This window comes from Flavobacterium sp. 40-81 (assembly GCF_001898245.1).
GTDB lineage: Bacteria > Bacteroidota > Bacteroidia > Flavobacteriales > Flavobacteriaceae > Flavobacterium > Flavobacterium inviolabile.
In genome coordinates this window covers 47,705-70,333 of sequence record NZ_MKTM01000008.1, presented here as the reverse complement: position 1 = coordinate 70,333, position 22,629 = coordinate 47,705, and the positions used below count along the sequence as shown (strand labels likewise).

The window sequence follows — 22,629 nt, the reverse complement described above, 5'->3', positions numbered from 1 at the left end:
GTTAACACTAATTACAATCCGGTTAAAACTCGCTTTGTTAGTTTTGATTACTCTTTACAGCGTAAAAGAAATAACTAACATAATAAAAATAATCATGATTCGAATTAGTATTATCATTGTAGGATTATTGTTGTTGAGCTTCGGGAAAATCTTTGCTCAGGACTTTAGCGGTATAGCGGTTTATGAAACCAAAATGACTGCCCCGAAAATAACATTTTCCGGAAGCGGAATAACCCCGGAAATTGAAAAAAGCCTGGAAGAAAAGGTTAAAAAGAATTTTGAAAAAACCTATACCCTCTCTTTTGACAAGTCGGCGTCACTATATGAAGAAGAAGAAAGACTGAAACCGCCTTTGAGCAGCAGTGGCGGCAGCGGCATGCAGATCACGGTTGGCGGCAGCGGCAAAAAATATAAAAACATAAAAGAGAAAAGATATGCACTGGCAACGGAAATAATGGGTAAAGAATTCCTGATTAAAGACTCCCTGCCTAAACTGAACTGGAAACTGGAAAATGAAACCCGGAAAATCGGCGATTATACCTGTTATAAGGCAACCCTGGTGCGGAAAGTGGAAAAATCCGGTTTTAAAGACAAGGAAAGTTCCGGAAAAGCAAAAACAACTTCCCTGTTAAAAGACCTTGAATCACCCGATTCGGAAACGATAACAGCCTGGTATGCACCGGAAATCCCGATTAGCCAGGGACCTGATGATTACTGGGGATTGCCGGGTTTGATACTGGAAATAAACGAAAAGAAAAGTGTTATTCTCTGCTCTAAAATTGTTTTAAACCCTAAAGAAAAAAAAGAGGTGAAAGAACCTAAAAACGGTAAGGTGGTAACCCAGAAAGAATATGATGCAATATTGGAGAAAAAAATGGAAGAACAGCTGGAATCGTTCCAAAACAGTAAAGGAAAAACGATCATCAGAGTAGGAGGATAAGGCGGGAAAAATATTAATTGCCTGATAATAGCGAATTAAAGTAACAAAAGGAATTTTTTTTCGTCTAAGAGATTGAACCTTATGCGGTTTTTAAAGTCTTATCAGCACGATATCAGAAAAGCGAAAATAAAAATGAGAAAATATTTACATTTAATTGTTTGTTTATTGTCTATTGCCGGTTATGCCCAAAACGTAAAATTTGAAGGCACGATAAAAGATACCACAGGCGTACCGTTGGAAATGGCGAATATTATGGCGATCAATCAGGAAACCAAAGCCATGGATTCCTATGCGATTACCAATGATGCCGGAAGATTCCAACTGGTGTTAAAAGCCAATACCAGTTATACCATAAAAGCCAGTTATATCGGATTCAATGCTTTTGAAGAAACGGTAAAAACGGGTACAACCGCCATCAGCCGGGCTATTGCACTGCGGGAAGGTATCGATTTACAGGGCGTGCAGATTGTAAAAGAAATGCCGGTAACGATAAAAGGCGATACGATTGTTTACAATGCCGATTCGTTTAAAAACGGAACAGAGCGAAAACTGGAAGATGTGCTGAAAAAATTACCCGGCGTTGAGGTTAATGCCGATGGTGAAATTGAAGTAGAAGGCAAAAAAGTACAGAAGGTCATGGTGGAAGGTAAAGACTTTTTTGACGGTGATACTAAGATTGCGACAAAAAACATTCCTGCCGATGCGCTGGATAAAATCCAGGTACTGCGAAACTATAACGAAGTATCCAACCTGAAAGGATTGGAAAATAATGAAGAAAATGTAGCCTTGAATATCAAGCTGAAAGAAGGGAAGAAAAACTTCTGGTTTGGGGAAATGATGGCGGGTATCGGAGCAGGGCATAAGGAAGACCGGCATATCCTGAATCCGAAACTGTTTTATTACAACCCGAAATACAGCGTGAACGTTATCGGGAACCTGAACAATATCGGGGAACTGCCGCTCACGATGCAGGATTATTTTAAATTCTCGGGCGGGTTCAAGAACATGATGCGAAAAGGAGGAACCAATTTTAACGTTTCTTCGAACGATTTGGGAATATTGGGACTGCGCAACAACAGAGCCAAAGAAATAGACGTTAAATTCGGTGCGGCAAACTTTAGCTATAACCCTTCCAAAGCCTGGACGATTAGCGGCTTTAGTATTTTTTCTGTCAATAAAACCGATCTGGAAACCAATTCGAGAACAGTCAGAACCGATAAACTGCCTGACGGAACATCGGCTACCGTTACCGAAGAGCGCCAGGAACTGACCCGGCAGAAAACCAACCTCGGCATGCTGAAACTGAGCTCAAGCTATGTGCCTTCCGATAAAGTACATTTTGACTATGACGGCTTCTTTAAAATTTCCGATCAGAAAGAATCGAACAGCGTTTTTTCGAGTTTGCTGGATGATATCTATACCAATAAAAAACAAAAACCGTTTTCCATTAATCAGAACCTGAATTACTATTATACGCTGAACAATAAAAACGTATTTGCTTTTGAATTGCAGCATTTGTACCAGGAAGAAGACCCGTTTTATAACGCCAACCTGAAACTACAGCCGTTCCAGTTATCCGGTTACCTTCCGGGACAAAACCGGAATGATGTAACACAGAACCGCTTTGTGAAAACCAATAAAGCAGATGCCAAGTTTGATTACTACTATATGCTGACGCCGAAAAGCAATATTAATGTAACGGTGGGAAATACCTATTCGCATCAGAACTTTAATTCGAATATTTTCCAGATCCTGGACAACGGGAATACCAATAATTTAACCGATCCGCAGAATAATAATGAGGTGAATTACACCTTTAATGATGTGTTTGTAGGATTGCATTATAAGTTCATTACCGGGAAATTTACCTTTAATCCGGGATTCAGCCTGCACAGTTATACGATGAATAACCAACAGCTGAACAGTGAGTTTAAAAATGATTTCGTTAGAGTGTTGCCCGATTTTTATGCCTTGTATCAAATTAAAAAGTCGGAAACCCTGACCTATAATTTCTCATTGGCGAATAACTTTACCGACATTAGTAAAGTAGCCGAAGGGTATGTTTTTTCCAATTACAACAGCTTGTTCAGCGGTAACAGAATGCTGGAAAACTCGCTGTCGCAAGTGCATTCCCTGCGTTACTTCAAATACAATATGTTCAATTTCGAAAATATCTTTGCGAACATTACCTATACCCGTCAAACGGATGCCGTAAAATCCAAAGCCTTTTTTGACGGTGTGAACCAGGTATCGTCTTCGGTAAACATGAATTCTGCTTTTGCAGATGAGAGCTTTTCTGCCAGTGCCAATTATGGAAGATCGTTCTGGAGATATTACAAAGCTTCGGTGGGCGGAAACTTTAACTGGAGTAAGAATAACAACATCAGGGTGTTCCAGGGCGGTGTGGAAGAAACCCAGACAACCGATTCATATACGCAGAATTACAACGTGAAACTGGCAACAAACTTTAAAAGAATCCCGAATATCGAACTAGGATACGGCTTTACTAAAAATGATTTTTTCAGTGATACCTTCTTTGTCGACAGCCCTTCGGTAACGCTGGAATATTATTTCCTGGATGCCTTTTCATTTACTTCCGATTATACTTTTTACCACAACAGGAACAAGGATAATACAATTAACAACGAATATGATTTCCTGAATGCCAGTCTGATCTACCAGAAGAAAGACAGCAAATGGGAATACAAACTGTTGGCAACCAATTTGCTGAATACCACTTCCCTGAACGACAGTAGTTTCAGTCAGTTGGGAGGTTCCAGCAGTTTCTCACAATATATCATACAGCCGAGGTATATTATTTTAAGCCTGAAATATAACTTATAGCAACCCATAAAAAAAGCCTGCATCGAGCAGGCTTTTTTATTTTATAAAAACGTTGGTTACAAACCGAAAGCTTCTTTTATAGTCGCTACGTAATCCAGTTTTTCCCATGTGAACAACTCAACGGTAACTGTTTTCTCTTTTCCGCCCGGAGCGATAAAAGTTTTGGTAACGGTTTCAGGAGTTCTTCCCATGTGTCCGTATGCAGCAGTTTCACTGTAAATAGGGTTTCTTAATTTTAAACGTTGCTCGATAAAATAAGGACGCATATCAAAAATAGCTTCCACTTTTTTAGCGATCTCACCATCGGTTAAGTTTACTTTCGAAGTACCGTAAGTATTGATGTAAATACCCATTGGTTTAGCAACACCAATAGCATAGGATACCTGAACTAAAATCTCATCGGCTACACCGGCAGCCACAAGGTTTTTAGCGATATGACGGGTTGCATAAGCCGCACTACGGTCTACTTTACTCGGATCTTTTCCGGAGAAAGCACCACCACCGTGAGCTCCTTTACCACCATAGGTATCTACAATAATCTTTCTTCCGGTTAATCCGGTATCTCCGTGAGGACCACCAATAACGAATTTTCCGGTTGGATTGATGTGATACTGGATCTTATCGTTGAATAAATGAGCATATTGAGGGTTCTGCGCGATAATACGGGGAATTAAAATCTCAATAATATCTTTTTTGATTTTTGCCAACATTGTTTCCTCATCAGCAAAATCATCATGTTGTGTAGAAATTACAATAGCATCGATACGAACCGGTTTGTTATTGTTGTCATATTCTAACGTTACCTGCGATTTTGCATCCGGACGTAAATAGGTGATTTCGTTATTCTCACGACGTAAAGCCGATAATTCCTGAAGTAATTTGTGAGAAAGGTTTAATGCTAATGGCATAAAATCTGCCGTTTCATTTGTAGCATAACCAAACATCATTCCCTGGTCGCCTGCACCTTGCTCTTCTTTGCTGGAACGGTCAACACCCTGGTTAATATCCTGAGATTGCTCGTGAATAGCAGAAAGTACACCACAAGAGTTGGCCTCAAACATGTACTCGCTTTTGGTATAACCGATTTTTTTGATCACTTCACGGGCAATTTGCTGCACATCAAGATAAATCTTCGACTTTACCTCACCGGCAAGAATAACCTGTCCGGTTGTTACTAACGTTTCACAAGCTACTTTCGATTCCGGATCGAAAGCTAAAAAATTATCAATTAAAGCATCAGAAATTTGATCGGCAACCTTATCTGGATGTCCCTCACTAACGGATTCTGACGTAAATAAATAAGCCATAAAATTAGATTTTTAATAATTAAGCGAGGAAAAAATATTGCAGGTAATGCCTAAAGAAGTATGTACTGCTTTAGCATTTTTTAGTACCAAAAACGAAATCTGGTAATAGAGGTTGCAATCAGTTCAAATTTTTCCTCTGAAATTTGTTGCAAATGTATGAAAGAGTTTTTTAAACTAAATAAAAAATAACAAAAAAAAATAACAAGAAGAGCAGTAGTTGTGAAAAAGGTAAGTTTAACAATTGCGAATTGTTCTTTAATGTATTTAAATTATTACATTGCCGTCACAATAACTCTTAAAAAATAATAAACATGAAGAAAACTTTACTTTCTCTTTTATTTTGTGTTCCTTTTTTAGGTCAGGCACAAAATCTTTACAATTACGGATTCAACGGTACAACGGCCGACATGACGACTGCAGGTTGGGTAAGAACAAATCAAAGTACATCTGCTTCTACCACACTTTGGACAGTTGGTTCTTATACTCCGGTTGTAGTTAATACCCTGGGAGTACCACCGGTACAGGCTACTCCGTTTCAGAATCAGGCGTATACAAACGGTCAGACCTGCCCGATACCAAACGGACAGGATGGAACGCCAAACACATTTGCATTGGTTAACTTTACCAGTACATCAAGTTCTGCTACTTCGGGAGCAACAATCAGTAACTGGTTGATTTCTCCTGTTGTTACTGTACAAAACGGGGATGTTATTACCTTCTACTCAAGATTAGGGAAATACTCCGCTACCGGTGCAGCATCTTTTGCAGATAATTTACAATTGCGAATGAGTACTAATGGTGCTGCAACTGTGAATCCTGCAGGAGGACCAACAAACCTTGGTGATTTTACAAACCTGTTGGTAGAAATCAATCCGGCATTGAACCTAACGTCCTACCCGACAACGTGGACGCAGTTTTCATATACCGTTACAGGATTATCAGGACCAACTGCAGTTAAATTAGGTTTCCGTTATTTTGTAACAAATGCAGGACCTAACGGTTCTAACTCGGATATTATCGGAATCGATACATTCTCTGTAGACAGACCATTAGGAACAAGCGATTTCTTTGCTAAAAACTTTACCGTTTTCCCTAACCCGGCAAACGATGTATTGAATATCACGGCTAAAAACAATACCGAGATCAAAGGAATTCAGATCACGGACTTGAACGGAAGAGTGGTGAAAAAAATGAATCAGCAAACACAAGCAGAAGTACAGATCAATGTAGCGGATCTGACTGCCGGAGCATATTTTATTTCGGTAGAAACGAATGATGGAAACGCAACATCTAAGTTCTTAAAGAACTAAAAAAATAACGTTTTAGAATATTAAAACCTGTCCGGTTCCGGGCAGGTTTTTTTATGCTGTAAAAGCTGGTTATTAGGAGATTGCAAATGTTAAAAGTAGTTTTTTGGTGTTAAAACATTGTGATTCAGTGCGGTAAAAAGGTTATATTAGGGGATTATGAACTTTTAAAAATAGAATCATGAAGAAAAAATTACTTTCACTTTTTTTGTTATTATCAATAACAGCGGGTGCTCAGACAACTCTTTTTGAGGATAGTTTTGAGGCGTATAATGACTTTATCATCCAGAACATTGGTTCCTGGATTACGCTCGATTTAGACGGTTCTACTACGTATGCTGATGACGGTACGATAGTTTGGAGTAATAAATTTTTACCACAGGCATTTATCATTTTTAACCCTTCGGTTGCCGGAGTAACAAACGCTGCTTCGGGTAATGAACTTCGGAATTATGATCCGAAAACCGGAAGCAAATATGCCGGTTCATGGGCGGCGGTTTTACCGGGTGACGGCGTTGGCGGAACCGGTCCGAATAATGACTGGCTGGTAAGCCCTCCCATCCCGCTTGGAGCCTCGGATAATGTTGTCAGCTTTTGGGTAAAATCAATGTCAAGCTCCTATGGACTGGAAAATTATACGGTTGGGGTATATACCGGTTCCGGTGTACCGGCAGCTTCTTCCGATTTTACGCTTATTTCCGGCGGCGGATCGCTAACGGCACCCTTTCCAAACTGGGAACAAAAAACCTTTAACCTGGATGCCTATGCCAATCAGACGGTACGGATCGGGATACACTGTGTTTCTGTAAACCGGTATTTTTTTATGGTTGACGATTTTAAAGTCACCACAGCCACATTGGGAGCCCGGGACTTTTTTAATCAGCATTTTACAATTTTCCCGAATCCGGCAAATGAGGTGCTGCATCTTTCGGCTAAGAACAATACCGGGATTAAAGGGATTCAGATCACCGATTTAAACGGCAGAACCGTAAAAAAAATAGAGCAGCCTCCAGTGGAAGCATTACAGCTCAATGTGTCCGATCTGACCGCCGGAATGTACCTGATTACGGTGCAGACAAATGACGGAAATGCGGTTTCCAAGTTTCTCAAAAACTAAAAAAACAGCGGATGAATTACTAAAACATCCTGTTTGCCTGTTGGTTTTTAGAAATTTATAAAAAATTTAAATACGTAGTATTTATATATATAACCAAAAAATATAAATGTTAAAATTTCTGTTTTTGTTTGGTCAATTCAAAATTAGTTTTCAATTTTGCTCCATCAAAACAGAAGAAAAAATAATGAAATCAATTAAGCGATATATGTGTATGATGATGTGGAAATGTTCCGCAGAGGATACCATTGCTTAATTTGAAATTTCAATTTTAAATATACAGCATAAGCCTCTGCCCAAAGCAGAGGCTTTTTTGTTTTCTGCAATTATTGAAAAAACGAAAACGAAAAGAAATTCAGAAAACTAAACAGAAGAAAATGAAAGCAATAGCAACAAAAAAAATGATGATGAAACGAATGATGTGCATTTCCATGTATATCCCACCCTGCTATTGCCAAAAGCGAACGACTTAATCTTGTTATAGTTCAAACTGTAAAAGTCCTTTTGGTAAAAGCACCGAAAGGACTTTTTTTTTAATCGAAATCTAACTTCAAAATCTATAAAACATGAGCACTCAAAAATTTTCAACAAACGCACTTCACGCAGGACACGACGTAACTAAAAACGCAGGAACCAGAGCGGTACCGATTTATCAGACCACTTCCTATGTGTTCAACAATGCAGAACATGCAGCAAACCTATTTGGTCTTACCGAAGCAGGATATATTTACACCCGTTTGAATAACCCGACAAATGATGTGTTGGAACAACGTCTTGCCGCCCTCGAAGGAGGAATCGGAGCTGTTGTGACTGCTTCGGGAACGGCCGCAATTGCCACAGCACTTTTAGTATTGCTAAAAGCCGGCGACCACATTGTAGCTTCCAGCAGCCTGTATGGCGGAACCTATAACCTACTGAATGTTACCTTGCCAAGACTGGGAATCACAACAACATTTGTGGACCCTTCCGATGCGGAAAACTTCACTAAGGCAGCAAAAGAAAATACCAGAGCCTTTTTTGCGGAAAGTTTAGGAAACCCGAAACTGGATGTACTGGACCTGAAAGCCATCGGACAAGCAGCCAGGGCATTTAAAGTTCCGTTTATCGTGGACAATACGGTAGCTACCCCATACTTACTGAATCCGATTGAACACGGTGCCAACATTGTGATTCACTCGTTAACAAAATATATTTCCGGAAACGGAACCTCTTTAGGCGGCGCCATCATAGACGCCGGAAACTTCGACTGGAGCAACGGGAAATTCCCGGAATTCACAGAACCGTCAGCAGGATACCACGGATTGGTATACCATGAAGCCTTAGGAAATGCAGCCTTTATTGCCAAAGTGAGAATCGAAGGACTGCGGGATTTTGGAGGTGCTTTAAGTCCGTTCAATGCCTTTCAGATCATTCAGGGCCTGGAAACTCTGGATATCCGGGTGAAAAAACACAGCGAAAATGCCCTGGAACTGGCAAAATGGCTGGAACAACAGGAAGAAGTAGCCTGGGTAAACTATCCGGGATTACCCTCCAGTAAATATTACGACTTAGCCCTGCAATACCTGCCGAAAGGACAAAACGGAGTGGTAACATTCGGACTAAAAGGAGGATTTGAAGCGGCACGGCAGGTAGCCGATACCACGAAGATCTTCTCTCTACTGGCAAACATCGGAGACTCTAAATCTTTAATTATTCACCCAACGAGCACCACGCATCAGCAATTAACGGAAGAACAACAATTGTCAACGGGAGTAACAAAAGATTTAATCCGCTTATCGGTAGGATTAGAGGATATAGAAGATTTAAAAACAGATTTGGCAGCAGCATTTGCAATAGTCAAAGCAAAAAGAACAATAACATCATGAGCACTAAAATAGTAAACGTATTAGGATTTGTAGGGAATGACGCGCAGTTTGTAGTAAAAGCGCAGGATTTCAAAGTAAGAATAAGCAGCAATGTTGCCGGAACCTCGGCAGAAGGACCCAGTCCGGTAGAATTTTTATTAGCCGGATTTGCCGGAAGCATCAACGCGGTAGGACAGCTGGTTGCCAAAGAACTGAACCTGAACCTGAAATCACTTCAGGTGGAAATTTCCGGAGAGCTGGAAACCAATAAAGCCGAAGGAATCGCCACCCGATCAAGACCGGGTTTCAGAAGAATAGAAGTAGTGGTAAAACCCACTACCGATGCACCGCTGACCTTATTAAAAGAATGGATCGACACGGTAAAAGACAGATGCCCGCTAAGAGACAATCTGCTCAACACCACACCGGTTTTGTTAACGCTGGTTAAGGAATACAACCAGTCGGAAGTAGCATAAGGCAATCCCGCTTAGGGATCATAAAAAGGAAAATTAAGTTGTTTTGTTTGTTTATACTGCCTCTAACGAGTCTGCAAAAAGTTAGAGGCAGTTTTTAAAAATGTAAAAATGGATACGCTGAAAAAAATAGATCTTTTCGATTTTACGTTACACAACGGGGTAAATAAAAGATGGCTGTCGTTGTACTATCAGGTCTTCGGACAACCGATAGGAACCGCTCCGGTAGTGTTGGTCAATCACGCGTTAACGGGTAATTCGCAGGTAACCGGACAAAACGGATGGTGGACCAGCCTGATTGGACCGGATGCCGTGATCGATACCGGTTTTTACACCGTAATCGCGTTTAATATTCCCGGAAACGGCTATGACGGAAATACCGAAAGCCTGATCCATAATTACCGGGACTTTACCACAAAAGACATTGCCAGGATATTTTGGGAAGGCTTACAATTTTTAGGAATCAAACAACTTTTTGCAGTAATAGGAGGAAGCCTTGGCGGAGGAATTGCATGGGAAATGACGTTACTGCAGCCGGAAAATATTCGGCACCTCATTCCGATAGCAGCAGACTGGAAAGCGACAGACTGGCTCATTGCCAATGTGCTGGTTCAGGATAAAATACTGAACAACTCCGATAATCCTGTCCATGATGCCCGACTGCATGCCATGTTACTGTACCGCACACCGCAATCGCTAAAGCAGAAATTCGACAGAACCAAAAACGAAACACAAAGCATTTACCAGATTGAAAGCTGGCTGCTGCACCACGGCGAAAAACTGAAAGGCAGATTTCAGTTGGCATCCTACAAACTGATGAACCACCTTTTAAAAACCATAGGCGAAGATTTGAATTGCGGCAGTTTTCTCAGACTGGGAAAAGAAACCAAAGCACAGATACACATCGTTGCCGTAGACAGTGATTATTTTTTCACCGCAGCGGAAAATAAAGAAACCTATGAAATTTTAAAAAGGGTTAAAGAAGACGTTTACTATCACGAAATCCAATCCATACACGGGCACGATGCCTTTTTGATTGAATTCGAACAATTGAACAACATACTCAAACACATATTTATAACAACAAAACAAACAATACAATGAAGATTTTAAAATTTGGAGGAAAATCACTGGCCTATGATGGCGGATTTGATAAGGTACTCCGCATTATTCAGGATAAGGCGGATAAACAGGAAAAGATAGCCGTTGTGGTTTCCGCTATCGGGAATGCCACAAATGAACTGGAACAGATACTGGAAGCAGCCTCAAAAAACCAGACCTATACGGAACAATTAAACCTCTTTAAACAACAACAGCAAGGCAGGCGGGCAGTCGATTTATCAAACGAATTCTCCCTTTTGGAAAAACTGTTTGAAGGAGTGGCATTACTGGGAGATTACAGTCCGAAAATCAAGGATAACGTATTGGCACAGGGAGAAGTCATCGCTGCTAAAATTGTAACGGATGCTTTAAAAGAAAAAGGACTGAATGCCAATTTTTCGGATGCCCGCTTACTGATCAAAACCGATACCCGTTTCGGAAGTGCCCAACCGCTGGAACAACTGTCCCGAAAGAACGTACTGAATCACTTCAAACAAAACAACGGTACAACCATTAATGTGATTACCGGATTCATTGGTTCCAATGCCAATAATGAAACAACTACACTGGGCCGGAACGGAAGCAACTACACCGCGTCACTGATTGCCAATTACCTGGAAGCAGAAGAACTGCAAAACTATACCCACGTTGACGGTATTTATACCGCTAATCCCGATCTGGTAACAGATGCCAGAAAAATAGACCGCCTGTCGTTTAATGAAGCCAACGAACTGGCCAACTTCGGAGCCACCATATTGCATGCCAAAACGATTATCCCTTTAATCGAGAAAAACATCCCGCTGCGCATTCTGAATACGTTTAACAATAACAATCACGGTACCCTGATCACTTCCGTATCCGATAATGAAGGAATCAAATCCCTTTCGGTACTGGACAATGTCGCCTTGATTAATCTGGAAGGAAGAGGGCTTTTGGGTAAAACCGGAGTCGATGCCCGTATTTTCAGGGTAATGGCAGAAAACGATATCAGTGTAAGCATTATTTCACAGGGTTCTTCCGAAAGAGGAATCGGGATTGTGGTCGCTGCCGATAAAGCCACCAAAGCCGTTATCGGGCTGGAAAAAGAATTTGAAAACGATTTTTATACCAAAGACGTCAATAAAATTTCGGTGACAGATGATGTTGCGGTGATTTCGATAATAGGGCAGGACCTGAGTACTTTCCACAAACCGTACACAGCCCTGATCCGAAACAAAATAGTACCAATCCTTTTCAATAATACCGTTACCGGAAAAAATGTGAGCCTGGTAGTGCAGAAAGGACAAATCCACAAAGCGCTGAATGTGATCCACGGTGAAATATTCGGGGTGTCCAAAAAAATTAATGTTGCGGTTTTCGGGCACGGACTCGTAGGCGGTACGTTAATCGACCAGATCCTGGCTTCGGCAGAAAACATTGAAAAAATAAAAGGCATAAAAATCAACATTTTTGCGATTGCCAATTCTAAAAAAGCCTTGTTCAACAAATCCGGAATTACCGCAGACTGGAAAAATGATATCCGGGAAAACGGAGCGGCTTATACAGTAGCGGATATTATCGGCTATGCAAACGAACATCACCTGGAAAACCTGATCGCGATAGACAACACGGCAAGCAGTACTTTTATTGAAAACTACATTGCCCTGGCAGAAAACAGTTTTGACCTGATCTCTTCCAATAAGGTGGCCAATACGGTAAGCTATGATTTCTACAAAAAACTCAGAAAAGTACTGGCCGAAAATCAGAAGAATTACCTGTATGAAACTAATGTTGGTGCCGGATTACCGTTAATTGATACGATCAAATTGCTACACCTTTCCGGGGAGAATATTACCCGAATCAAAGGTGTCTTTTCCGGAACATTGAGCTATTTATTCAACCATTTCTCGGTGGAGAACCGGCCTTTCAGCGAAGTGCTGCAGGAAGCGATCGACAACGGATTTACAGAACCGGACCCAAGAGAAGACTTATGCGGAAATGACGTGGGTCGGAAATTACTGATCCTGGCCAGAGAGCTCGATTTACAGAACGAGTTTGAAGAAATTCAGATCCGGAACCTCATTCCGGAAAACCTGAGAGCCGGTAATGCAGCAGCATTCCTGACGCGAACAAAAGAACTGGACAGCATTTATGACGAGCTGAAAGCCGCCCAAAAACCAAATCATGTGCTGCGTTATATCGGGGAATTATCCGGCGACCTGCAGCAGGACAAAGGCAATCTCGAAGTAAAACTGGTTTCCGTACCAAGTGATTCCGCCTTAGGACAGCTAAAAGGTTCCGATTCAATTTTTGAAATCTATACCGATTCATACGGAGATCGTCCCATTGTAATACAGGGAGCCGGTGCAGGCGCTTCCGTAACGGCGAGAGGCGTTTTTGGCGACATACTAAGACTATCGGAAAAAAAATAAGCATAAAACAAAACCAGCAACAACTTAATACACAAATAAAATGAGTACTGAAACCTTCGGATTTGAAACCCGGGCCATACGTTCGCAGTTAGAACGTTCGCAATATTTGGAACATTCCGTGCCTTTATACCTTTCGTCAAGTTTTGTCTTCGAAGATGCCGAAGACATGAGGGCTTCCTTTGCCGAAGAAAAAGACCGGAATATCTACAGCCGTTTCAGCAATCCGAATACGACCGAGTTTGTAGAGAAAATCTGCCAGATGGAAGGAGCCGAAGCCGGATATGCTTTTGCAACCGGAATGGCAGCGGTCTATTCCACCTTTGCCGCATTGCTGAACTCCGGAGATCATATTGTTTCTGCCAGCAGTGTCTTTGGTTCTACACACACGCTGTTTACCAGATACTTCCCGAAATGGAACATCACGACGTCCTATTTTAGCATTGCCGAACCGGAAACGATTGAACGTTATATTCAGCCGAATACAAAAATCCTGTATGCCGAATCGCCAACGAATCCTGCTGTAGATATACTGGATCTGGAATATTTGGGAGCGCTTGCGAAAAAGCACAACCTGATCCTGATTATCGACAACTGTTTTGCAACACCCTATATCCAGAACCCGATACAATTTGGTGCCGATCTGGTGATCCATTCGGCAACAAAACTAATAGACGGTCAGGGAAGGGTACTGGGCGGTATCACGGTAGGAAAAGAAGATCTGATCCGTGAGATCTATCTGTTCTCCCGGAATACCGGTCCGTCTTTATCGCCGTTCAATGCCTGGGTATTGTCCAAAAGCCTGGAAACTTTGGCGGTAAGAGTCGAGAAGCACTGTGAAAATGCAGAGAAAGTAGCGGCATTTTTAGAAGAACACCCGAATGTAAAAACGGTGAAGTACCCGTTTTTAAAATCCCACCCGCAATATGAGATCGCTAAAAAGCAAATGCGATTGGGCGGAAACATTGTCGCTTTTGAAATCAAAGGCGGTATTGACGCCGGAAGACAGTTTCTGGATAAGATACAATTGTGTTCCCTGTCGGCTAACCTGGGAGATACCCGGACGATAGTAACACATCCGGCATCGACAACACACAGCAAACTGACGGAAGAAGAACGACTCGCAGTGAGCATTACCGATGGACTGGTACGCGTATCGGTAGGACTGGAAACGGTAACCGATATTATTAACGATTTAAAACAGGCGCTATCCTGATAAGCAATAACTTATAAGATAGATTTGGTTGGTATAAAACAATTGCTTTACTTTGCACTGTTCTTATACACACTGAAATGTTATCACGAAAGGCGGAGGGATTAGACCCATTGAAGCCTTAGCAACCCTTTATCTATAAAGAAGGTGCTACATTCTACCTTATAAACGGAACCTGTTTCGGATTAAGGATAGATAACAAAGAATACTTTTCTGGTATTCTCCTCCAATTTTCTGATGACATTTTTTTATTCCGGACCCGGTTCGGAAGCTGCTAAAGACAATATAAAACAGTCCCGGTTTTCGTATATCCATACGTTAACTGCGTTGTAAACAGTATTGTGCTTTGGCAAAGTTTGTGAACAAAATAAAAAACAAACCAATGTCAAAAATTAAAGAAGCCATACAAAACAGGATACTCATTCTCGACGGAGCAATGGGAACCATGCTGCAGCGCTATAACTTCTCTGAAGAAGATTTCAGAGGCGAACGTTTTAAAGATTTTCCACATCCGTTAAAAGGAAATAACGACTTGCTGTCGCTCACTCAGCCGCAGGCAATCCGTGAAATTCATGCCAAATATTTTGAAGCCGGAGCCGATATTGTGGAAACCAATACTTTTTCCGGAACCACTATCGGTATGGCCGATTATCATCAGGAAGACCTGGTGTACGAACTCAACTACGAATCGGCTAAAATAGCCCGTGAAGTTGCTGATGAGTTTACGGCTAAGAACCCTGAAAAACCAAGATTTGTTGCCGGTTCCATCGGGCCGACCAACCGTACGGCAAGCATGTCGCCGGATGTAAACGACCCCGGATTCAGGGCGGTTACTTTCGACGATTTGAGAATTGCCTATAAACAGCAGGTAGAAGCGTTGATCGATGGCGGAAGCGATATCCTTTTGGTTGAAACCATCTTCGATACGCTCAATGCCAAAGCGGCCTTATTTGCAATAGATGAGGTAAAGGAAGAACGCAACCTGGATATTCCTGTCATGGTGAGCGGAACAATTACCGATGCTTCCGGAAGAACATTATCCGGACAAACCGTAGAAGCCTTTTTGATCTCCATCTCTCATATCCCCTTGTTAAGCGTAGGCTTTAACTGCGCCTTGGGAGCCGATCAGCTAAAACCCTACTTAAAGCGATTGGCACACAACACGTCCTTTAATGTATCGGCACATCCGAATGCCGGATTGCCGAATGCTTTTGGACAATATGACCAGACGCCGGAAGAGATGCAGTTGCTGATCAAAGAATACTTAGACGACAACCTGATCAACATCATCGGAGGATGCTGCGGAACAACGCCGGAGCACATCAAACTGATTGCTGAAGTGGCAAAAGAATACAAACCAAGAATTTTAGAAGTAAACGCATAATGGCAGAAGCAGACTGTAAAAAATATTTAAAATTATCAGGACTCGAACCGTTGTTAATCACACCGGAAAGTATTTTCGTGAATGTCGGAGAACGTACCAATGTTACCGGCTCGCGAAAATTTTTGCGTTTGATAAAAGAAGAGAAATATGAAGAAGCATTAGATATTGCCCGGATGCAGGTAGAAGGAGGGGCGCAGATTATTGATATTAATATGGATGAAGGAATGCTGGATGGTGTGTATGCCATGACAAAATTCCTGAATCTGATTGCCTCCGAACCGGATATTTCAAGGGTTCCGGTAATGATTGACAGTTCCAAATGGGAAATCATTGAAGCCGGATTAAAAGTAGCCCAGGGAAAATGTGTGGTAAACTCCATCAGCTTAAAAGAAGGGGAAGAACTGTTTATTCATCATGCCAAACTCGTAAAACGATATGGTGCGGCGGTAATTGTCATGGCCTTCGATGAGGTCGGACAAGCCGATACTTACGAACGCCGTATCGAAATCTGTAAACGTTCGTATGACGTTTTAGTGGATAAAGTAGGATTCCCGCCCGAAGATATTATTTTCGATCCCAATATTTTCCCGGTCGCAACCGGAATGGAAGAACACCGCCGTAATGCGATCGATTTCTTTCTGGCAACAAAATGGATCCGGGAAAACTTGCCGTATACCAATGTGAGCGGCGGGGTGAGCAATGTTTCCTTTTCTTTCAGAGGAAACGACAGGGTACGGGAAGCGATGCACTCAGCCTTTTTATACCATGCCATTCAGCACGGTATGTCGATGGGTATTGTCAATCCGGAAATGCTGGAAGTATATGATGAGATCCCGAAAGACTTACTGGAACATGTAGAAGATGTATTGTTAGACCGCCGGGACGATGCCACCGAACGCTTGCTGGCATTTGCCGAAAATGTAAAAGGCGATGTAAAAACAACCGAAAAACAGGCTCAGGAATGGCGAACCGGTTCGGTACAGGATAAACTCACGTATGCTTTGGTAAAAGGAATCGATGAGTTTATAGAAACAGATGTGGAAGAAGCAAGACTACAGGCAGCGAAACCTATTGAAGTAATTGAGATCAACCTGATGAACGGTATGAATGTCGTGGGCGATTTATTCGGCAGCGGAAAAATGTTCTTGCCACAGGTTGTAAAATCGGCACGGGTTATGAAAAAAGCGGTTGCCTATCTGTTACCTTTTATTGAAGCGGAAAAAGGCGGGGCTTCCCGTTCTGCCGGAAAAATACTGATGGCAACAGTAAAAGGCGATGTACACGATATCGGTAAAAACATCGTATCGGTAGTATTGGGATGCAACAACTTTGAAATTATCGATCTGGGAGTAATGGTACCACCCGAAAAAATCATTGAAACGGCGGTAAAAGAGCAGGTCGATATTATCGGATTAAGCGGACTGATCACGCCTTCATTGGATGAAATGGTTTACCTGGCCAAAGAAATGGACAAACTGAATATCAAAATTCCGTTGATGATTGGCGGTGCGACCACTTCACGTGCACATACGGCAGTGAAGATTGCGCCGGAATATTCCGACACCGTAGTCCATGTAAACGATGCCTCGAGAGCGGTAACCGTTGCCGGAAACCTGATTAATCAGCATGTAAAGCTTGATTATGCGAAAACCATCCGTTCCGAATATGATGAACTGCGCGAAGGATTCCTGAATCGTTCCCGTGATAAAAACTTCCTGACTATTGAAGAAGCACGAAAAAACAAACTTCAATTGGATTGGGATGGTTTTACGGCACAGCAGCCCAATTTTACGGGAATCCGGACAATAAGCCTGAATGTAAGCGAACTGGTTGATTATATCGACTGGACACCGTTTTTCAGAACCTGGGATTTACACGGGAAATACCCGAATATCTTAGAAGATGAGGTAGTAGGCGAACAGGCGGTGATCTTATTCCAGGATGCGCAAAAAATGCTGCAGCAATTAATTGCCGAAAACTGGCTGGAAGCCAAAGGGATTTACGGCATCTTTCCGGCCAGCCAGGTTAACGATGACGATATAGAACTGTATGATGAAAACGGAAATGTACTCGACACCTTTTTGACGTTGCGCCAGCAATCCCAAAAAACAAAAGGAGCACCGAATATTGCGCTATCCGATTTTATCACGCCGAAAACCATTGGCAAAAAAGACTATATGGGCGCTTTTTGCGTGACCACAGGATTTGGTGTCGATGAAAAAGCGGCGGCTTTTGAAGCGGAACATGACGATTACAACTCCATTATGATAAAAGCATTAGGCGACCGTTTTGCGGAAGCTTTTGCCGAATACCTGCATGAAAAGATCAGAAAAGAAATCTGGGGGTATGCTTCCGATGAGGTATTGAGTAATGACGAACTGATTTCCGAAAAATACAAAGGGATTCGTCCGGCTCCGGGATATCCGGCCTGCCCGGATCATCTGGAAAAAAGTACCATCTGGAAAGTATTGCAAGTCGAAGAAAATATAGGGGTAACGCTAACGGAAAGCCTGGCGATGTGGCCGGCGTCTTCTGTATCCGGATACTATTTCGGCAACCCCGAAAGCAAGTATTTCGGACTCGGAAAAATCAAAGAAGACCAGGTCCGGGATTATGCCAAACGAAGAAATGTTTCCTATGAATATGCCGAAAAATGGCTTAACCCGAATATCGCCGACTAAACGAACAAATAATATAGTACTGAAATGAAAGTTACCCAACATATAGAAAACGCCCAGGGAAAATCATTATTTTCCTTCGAGATATTACCGCCTTTAAAAGGACAGAACATCCAGTGTATTTTTGACAACATTGAACCTTTAATGGAATACAAACCGCCGTTTATAGACGTGACTTACCACCGGGAAGAATACGAATATAAAGAATTGCCAAACGGACTGCTCGAAAAGAGAATCGTGAAGAAACGTCCCGGAACAGTTGGTATTTGTTCGGCAATTCAGAATAAATACCAGGTGGATGCCATTCCACATATTTTATGCGGCGGGTTTACCAAAGAAGATACCGAAAATTTCCTGATCGATATGGACTTTTTAGGGATCGATAATGTTGTGGCATTGCGTGGTGATGCGGTAAAAAGTGAGATTTACTTTAAACCGGAAAAAGAAGGAAATCATTATGCCAGTGAACTGGTAACCCAGATCAGTAACCTGAACAAAGGGATCTACCTGGATGATCATTTGCAAAACACGAACAAGACCAACTTTTGCATTGGTGTGGCCGGTTACCCGGAAAAGCACATGGAAGCGCCCAGCCTGGACAGTGACATTCACTTCCTGAAACAAAAAATACACAACGGAGCCGATTATATCATCACCCAGATGTTTTTTGACAACCGTAAGTTTTTTGAATTTGTAGCCAAATGCCGCAAAGAAGGGATCACCGTTCCGATTATACCGGGGCTAAAACCAATATCGACAAAGAAACAATTAAACCAGATACCACATCGATTTAAAGTGGACTTACCGGATGACCTTATTATGGAAGTCGTAAAGGCAGCCGATAACGAAGCAGTTAAACAGATCGGAATTGAATGGTGTATTGAACAAAGCAAAGAATTGGTAAAGGCCGGAATACCGGTCTTACATTACTATTCGATGGGCCGTTCCGAAAACATCAAACAAATAGCCGAAGCGGTTTTTTAGATCCGGAACATCTTACGGACGTAACACCTGGCGGATTTTTAAAATCTGGCAGGTGTTTTTTTGTGGAATGCCCCTTACAAAGGTATCATTCCGGCACGAGGCAGCGGAATCCCGGTACAAGCCAAACACATTTTCGAAAATTAGCCTGAAATAAATATATTCTTATATATTTGCTTGTTTTCAAAAAATCAGATGCGCGTTTATTTTAATCTTTTATTACTTTTTTCATGTATTGCCTTCTCACAAACTGCAAAGGAAAAGCAGTATTTTGTGGATGCCAATTACTTTTACGGAAACATACTCCCGCACAATAACGCAATCAAGCATTTGATAACGGCACATCCGGAAGGCATTTTGCTTAGTGTGAGCCGTAAAACTTTTGGCGATAAAGCCTGGCAGGCAGAATATAATTTCCCGGATTACGGACTTTCTTTCCAGTACCAGCACAATAAAAATGAAGCCCTGGGAAATATGTATGGGGTATACGGGCATTACAGTTTTTACTTTTTAAAGCGAAACCTGCAATTCCGCGTAGGGCAGGGAATCGCTTACAATACCAATCCGTACGATAAAGAAAATAACTTCAGGAATTTTGCCTATAGTACCCACCTGATGCCGTCCACCTATTTTATGCTGAATTATAACCGGCAGCAAATCTGGAAAGGGCTGGGATTGCAGGCGGGATTGTTACTGGTTCATCATTCGAATGCCAATATCAAAGCGCCCAATACCAGTACGAATACGCTGGCCTTTAACCTCGGACTCAACTACAACCTGGAACAGCAGGAACCGGAATATCAGCACACAAAAGACAGCGTGCGTTTTACACAGCCTTTAAAATACAATGTGGTATTTCGCAGCGGAGTGAATGAAAGTGATGTGATTGGCAGCGGACAATATCCGTTTTATGTACTTTCTGCCTATGTAGACAAACGCATTGGACGGAAAAGTGCTTTGCAGCTGGGAGGAGAAATATTCTGGTCTAAATTTCAGGAAGAATACATCCGCTATATGGCAATTGCCTATTATGAAAAAAACAATGATCCCGATGTTGATTATAGGAGAGCCGGTGTTTTTGTAGGGCATGAACTGTTTGTTAATAAGCTTTCTTTTGAAGCACAGTTGGGAGCCTATGTTTATAATCCGGCAAAAATTAACGGATCGCTATACCAGCGGATAGGATTGAAATATTATTTGTCTGATAAAATATTTGGCGCCTTAAGCTTAAAGACCCATGCGGCAAAAGCGGAAGCGCTTGAATTTGGTCTGGGAATCCGATTGTAATGATGAAAGTAACAAAAAAACATACCGTTATTTACCTGCTCCTGATTGCTTTTATGGGGCTTTCTTCCTGCGATTCCGGGAATGCACCGGATTGCCTGATGTCTGTTGGAACAATCGTTTCCAATGAGATTGCTGTAGCAGATTTTGATAAAATCAATATAGCCGAAGGAATTGAACTGATTGTCAAACAGGGAGCGGAAACCAAAGTGGTTCTGGAAACCGGTACCAACCTGGTTCCGGGAATCAGTATTTCGGTAGCTGACGGAGAGCTGTTTTTGCGAAACTCCAATGGCTGTAACTGGCTGCGGGAATATAACACCACCAGAGTATATGTAACCGTTCCGGATTTGAAGAACATTTATTCGGCTTCACAGTTTAATGTGAAATCAGACGGAGTGTTACACTTTCCCGATTTTAAACTGCAATCCGGAATGTTTGCCGACACGGCTTCCGGTATTTTTGAGCTGGAGGTAAACTGTACGAATCTTGTTGTAGAAGACAACCGCGCGAGCCTGTACCGGATTTCCGGGTATACCGAAAACCTGAATATCGCTTTTTACTCCGGGGAAGAACGTTTTGAAGGACAAAACCTAAGTGTTCAGAATGTTTATGTCTTCCAGAGAAGTACCAACGATATTATCGTAAAACCGCTCCATGAAATAAAAGGCAATATTTACAGCACCGGAAATGTCGTACTCAAAAGTACGCCGTCAACGGTAGAAGTTACCCAGCATTATACCGGGCATTTAATCTATAATTAAGCTTATTTCTTTTTGGTCATTTCACGGAAAACAGCTTCCAGATTCTTGTTTTTAAGATTCAGCTGTAACGTTTTTAATCCGTTATCCTGAGCAAAATCAAAAACAACAGGACGCATATCCTTATCGGTCGAAAACGTAAGCTCCCAGGTATTATCGTGAATGTTCTTGTAGGACTTCAGGTTAGAGATCTTAGCAATAAATTCCTCCTCGATCTTATAGTCAAATTCCACTTCGATAACCTGTTCTTTTTCTTCAGACATCAGGTTGTTCAGTTTCTTGTCGGTAACGATTTTACCGTTGTTGATGATGATGACGCGGTCGCAGATGGCTTCTACTTCCTGCATAATGTGTGTGGAAAGAAAAACGGTCTTGTTCTTACCGATGCTTTTAATCAGCTCACGGATTTCAACCAGCTGATTCGGATCCAGACCCGTTGTCGGTTCATCCAGGATCAATACCTCAGGATCGTGCAATAAGGCTGTTGCCAACCCGACACGCTGACGGTATCCTTTTGATAGTTCCCCGATTTTTTTATGGCTTTCCGGTGTTAATCCGGTTAAAGCGATCACATCGTCAATACGCGATTTCGGAACTTTATATACGTCGGCATTAAAAGACAAATACTCACGAACGTACAAATCAAGGTATAACGGATTGTGTTCCGGCAAATAACCCACGGCTTTCTGTACCGCTTTCTGAGCCGCATTAACATCATTTCCGTTTACGGAAGCAGTGCCTTCATCGGCGTTTAAAAAAGTCGTTAATATTTTCATTAAAGTCGATTTTCCCGCGCCGTTAGGGCCCAGAAAACCAACGATTTCACCTTTTTTAATAGAAAAAGAAACACTGTCCAAAGCTTTTTGCTCGCCGTAATTCTTAGATATATTTAGAACCTCAATAGACATATAATACCTGATTTGGAGCAAAAATAAGAAGAAAATGATGCGGATTATTTTTAAAAACTTAAAATTTTCAAAAAATGTAGGC

At 41.8% G+C, this 22,629-nt stretch carries 16 protein-coding genes and 1 riboswitch; of the genes, 14 read left to right on the top strand and 2 right to left on the bottom strand.

Features of this window, described 5'->3' with window-relative positions; genetic code table 11:
- The first annotated feature begins 94 nt into the window (after positions 1 to 94).
- Positions 95 to 940, top strand: coding sequence for a GLPGLI family protein (locus tag BGO42_RS01660; protein ID WP_273245584.1), 846 nt, complete (start codon positions 95 to 97; stop codon positions 938 to 940).
- Between the two features lie 132 nt (positions 941 to 1,072).
- Positions 1,073 to 3,784 carry a TonB-dependent receptor gene (locus tag BGO42_RS01655; RefSeq protein WP_273245585.1) on the top strand — a complete coding sequence of 904 codons (2,712 nt, stop codon included), beginning with the start codon at positions 1,073 to 1,075 and terminating at the stop codon, positions 3,782 to 3,784.
- A gap of 56 nt (positions 3,785 to 3,840) precedes the next feature.
- On the opposite strand, the gene metK is transcribed toward BGO42_RS01655, so the two are convergent.
- Positions 3,841 to 5,091 (bottom strand): methionine adenosyltransferase, encoded by a 1,251-nt coding sequence (gene metK / locus BGO42_RS01650; protein ID WP_177732074.1) that lies wholly within the window; start codon positions 5,089 to 5,091, stop codon positions 3,841 to 3,843.
- Positions 5,092 to 5,402: 311 nt separating this feature from the next.
- Here metK and BGO42_RS01645 point away from each other — a divergent pair, with 311 nt between their 5' ends.
- The 12 genes from BGO42_RS01645 (at position 5,403) to BGO42_RS01590 (ending at position 21,642) form a co-directional block, all read left to right on the top strand.
- Positions 5,403 to 6,401, top strand: coding sequence for a T9SS-dependent choice-of-anchor J family protein (locus BGO42_RS01645; RefSeq protein WP_273245587.1), 999 nt, complete (start codon positions 5,403 to 5,405; stop codon positions 6,399 to 6,401).
- A 178-nt stretch (positions 6,402 to 6,579) separates the two neighbouring features.
- Positions 6,580 to 7,515, top strand: coding sequence for a T9SS-dependent choice-of-anchor J family protein (locus tag BGO42_RS01640; RefSeq protein WP_273245589.1), 936 nt, complete (start codon positions 6,580 to 6,582; stop codon positions 7,513 to 7,515).
- 563 nt (positions 7,516 to 8,078) lie between these two features.
- Positions 8,079 to 9,377, top strand: a complete 1,299-nt coding sequence (locus BGO42_RS01635; protein ID WP_177732084.1) for an O-acetylhomoserine aminocarboxypropyltransferase/cysteine synthase family protein — start codon at positions 8,079 to 8,081, stop codon at positions 9,375 to 9,377.
- On the top strand, positions 9,374 to 9,832 hold the full coding sequence (locus BGO42_RS01630) for an OsmC family protein (RefSeq protein ID WP_177732087.1): 459 nt from the start codon (positions 9,374 to 9,376) through the stop codon (positions 9,830 to 9,832). The genes BGO42_RS01635 and BGO42_RS01630 overlap by 4 nt, the downstream gene beginning before the upstream one ends.
- Before the next feature lie 108 nt (positions 9,833 to 9,940).
- Entirely contained in the window at positions 9,941 to 10,933 is a 993-nt protein-coding gene (locus BGO42_RS01625; RefSeq protein ID WP_273245591.1) for an alpha/beta fold hydrolase, read from the top strand.
- Entirely contained in the window at positions 10,930 to 13,341 is a 2,412-nt protein-coding gene (gene thrA, locus BGO42_RS01620; protein WP_273245593.1) for a bifunctional aspartate kinase/homoserine dehydrogenase I, read from the top strand. Before BGO42_RS01625 ends, thrA begins: the two co-directional genes overlap by 4 nt.
- A gap of 40 nt (positions 13,342 to 13,381) precedes the next feature.
- Entirely contained in the window at positions 13,382 to 14,554 is a 1,173-nt protein-coding gene (locus BGO42_RS01615) for a trans-sulfuration enzyme family protein (protein ID WP_273245595.1), read from the top strand.
- Between the two features lie 77 nt (positions 14,555 to 14,631).
- Positions 14,632 to 14,753: riboswitch (SAM riboswitch) on the top strand.
- Between the two features lie 180 nt (positions 14,754 to 14,933).
- Positions 14,934 to 15,935, top strand: a complete 1,002-nt coding sequence (locus BGO42_RS01610; protein ID WP_273245597.1) for a homocysteine S-methyltransferase family protein — start codon at positions 14,934 to 14,936, stop codon at positions 15,933 to 15,935.
- Positions 15,935 to 18,616 (top strand): methionine synthase, encoded by a 2,682-nt coding sequence (gene metH, locus BGO42_RS01605; RefSeq protein WP_273245599.1) that lies wholly within the window; start codon positions 15,935 to 15,937, stop codon positions 18,614 to 18,616. The genes BGO42_RS01610 and metH overlap by 1 nt, the downstream gene beginning before the upstream one ends.
- Positions 18,617 to 18,640: 24 nt before the next feature.
- On the top strand, positions 18,641 to 19,597 hold the full coding sequence (gene metF, locus BGO42_RS01600; protein WP_177732106.1) for a methylenetetrahydrofolate reductase [NAD(P)H]: 957 nt from the start codon (positions 18,641 to 18,643) through the stop codon (positions 19,595 to 19,597).
- Positions 19,598 to 19,789: 192 nt separating this feature from the next.
- Positions 19,790 to 20,881, top strand: coding sequence for an acyloxyacyl hydrolase (locus tag BGO42_RS01595; protein ID WP_273245601.1), 1,092 nt, complete (start codon positions 19,790 to 19,792; stop codon positions 20,879 to 20,881).
- Positions 20,881 to 21,642, top strand: coding sequence for a head GIN domain-containing protein (locus tag BGO42_RS01590; RefSeq protein WP_273245603.1), 762 nt, complete (start codon positions 20,881 to 20,883; stop codon positions 21,640 to 21,642). The genes BGO42_RS01595 and BGO42_RS01590 overlap by 1 nt, the downstream gene beginning before the upstream one ends.
- A gap of 2 nt (positions 21,643 to 21,644) precedes the next feature.
- Here the strand turns inward: BGO42_RS01590 and gldA are convergent, their stop codons facing one another.
- A complete protein-coding gene (gene gldA, locus BGO42_RS01585) occupies positions 21,645 to 22,547 on the bottom strand; it encodes a gliding motility-associated ABC transporter ATP-binding subunit GldA (protein WP_177732115.1) in 903 nt (300 codons plus the stop codon).
- Positions 22,548 to 22,629 lie beyond the last annotated feature (82 nt).

Coding starts and splice junctions, on each gene's coding strand:
- BGO42_RS01660 (WP_273245584.1), top strand. CDS start 95: ATGATTCGAATTAGTATTATCATTGTAGGATTATTGTTGTTGAGCTTC.
- BGO42_RS01655 (WP_273245585.1), top strand. CDS start 1,073: ATGAGAAAATATTTACATTTAATTGTTTGTTTATTGTCTATTGCCGGT.
- metK (WP_177732074.1), bottom strand. CDS start 5,091: ATGGCTTATTTATTTACGTCAGAATCCGTTAGTGAGGGACATCCAGAT.
- BGO42_RS01645 (WP_273245587.1), top strand. CDS start 5,403: ATGAAGAAAACTTTACTTTCTCTTTTATTTTGTGTTCCTTTTTTAGGT.
- BGO42_RS01640 (WP_273245589.1), top strand. CDS start 6,580: ATGAAGAAAAAATTACTTTCACTTTTTTTGTTATTATCAATAACAGCG.
- BGO42_RS01635 (WP_177732084.1), top strand. CDS start 8,079: ATGAGCACTCAAAAATTTTCAACAAACGCACTTCACGCAGGACACGAC.
- BGO42_RS01630 (WP_177732087.1), top strand. CDS start 9,374: ATGAGCACTAAAATAGTAAACGTATTAGGATTTGTAGGGAATGACGCG.
- BGO42_RS01625 (WP_273245591.1), top strand. CDS start 9,941: ATGGATACGCTGAAAAAAATAGATCTTTTCGATTTTACGTTACACAAC.
- thrA (WP_273245593.1), top strand. CDS start 10,930: ATGAAGATTTTAAAATTTGGAGGAAAATCACTGGCCTATGATGGCGGA.
- BGO42_RS01615 (WP_273245595.1), top strand. CDS start 13,382: ATGAGTACTGAAACCTTCGGATTTGAAACCCGGGCCATACGTTCGCAG.
- BGO42_RS01610 (WP_273245597.1), top strand. CDS start 14,934: ATGTCAAAAATTAAAGAAGCCATACAAAACAGGATACTCATTCTCGAC.
- metH (WP_273245599.1), top strand. CDS start 15,935: ATGGCAGAAGCAGACTGTAAAAAATATTTAAAATTATCAGGACTCGAA.
- metF (WP_177732106.1), top strand. CDS start 18,641: ATGAAAGTTACCCAACATATAGAAAACGCCCAGGGAAAATCATTATTT.
- BGO42_RS01595 (WP_273245601.1), top strand. CDS start 19,790: ATGCGCGTTTATTTTAATCTTTTATTACTTTTTTCATGTATTGCCTTC.
- BGO42_RS01590 (WP_273245603.1), top strand. CDS start 20,881: ATGATGAAAGTAACAAAAAAACATACCGTTATTTACCTGCTCCTGATT.
- gldA (WP_177732115.1), bottom strand. CDS start 22,547: ATGTCTATTGAGGTTCTAAATATATCTAAGAATTACGGCGAGCAAAAA.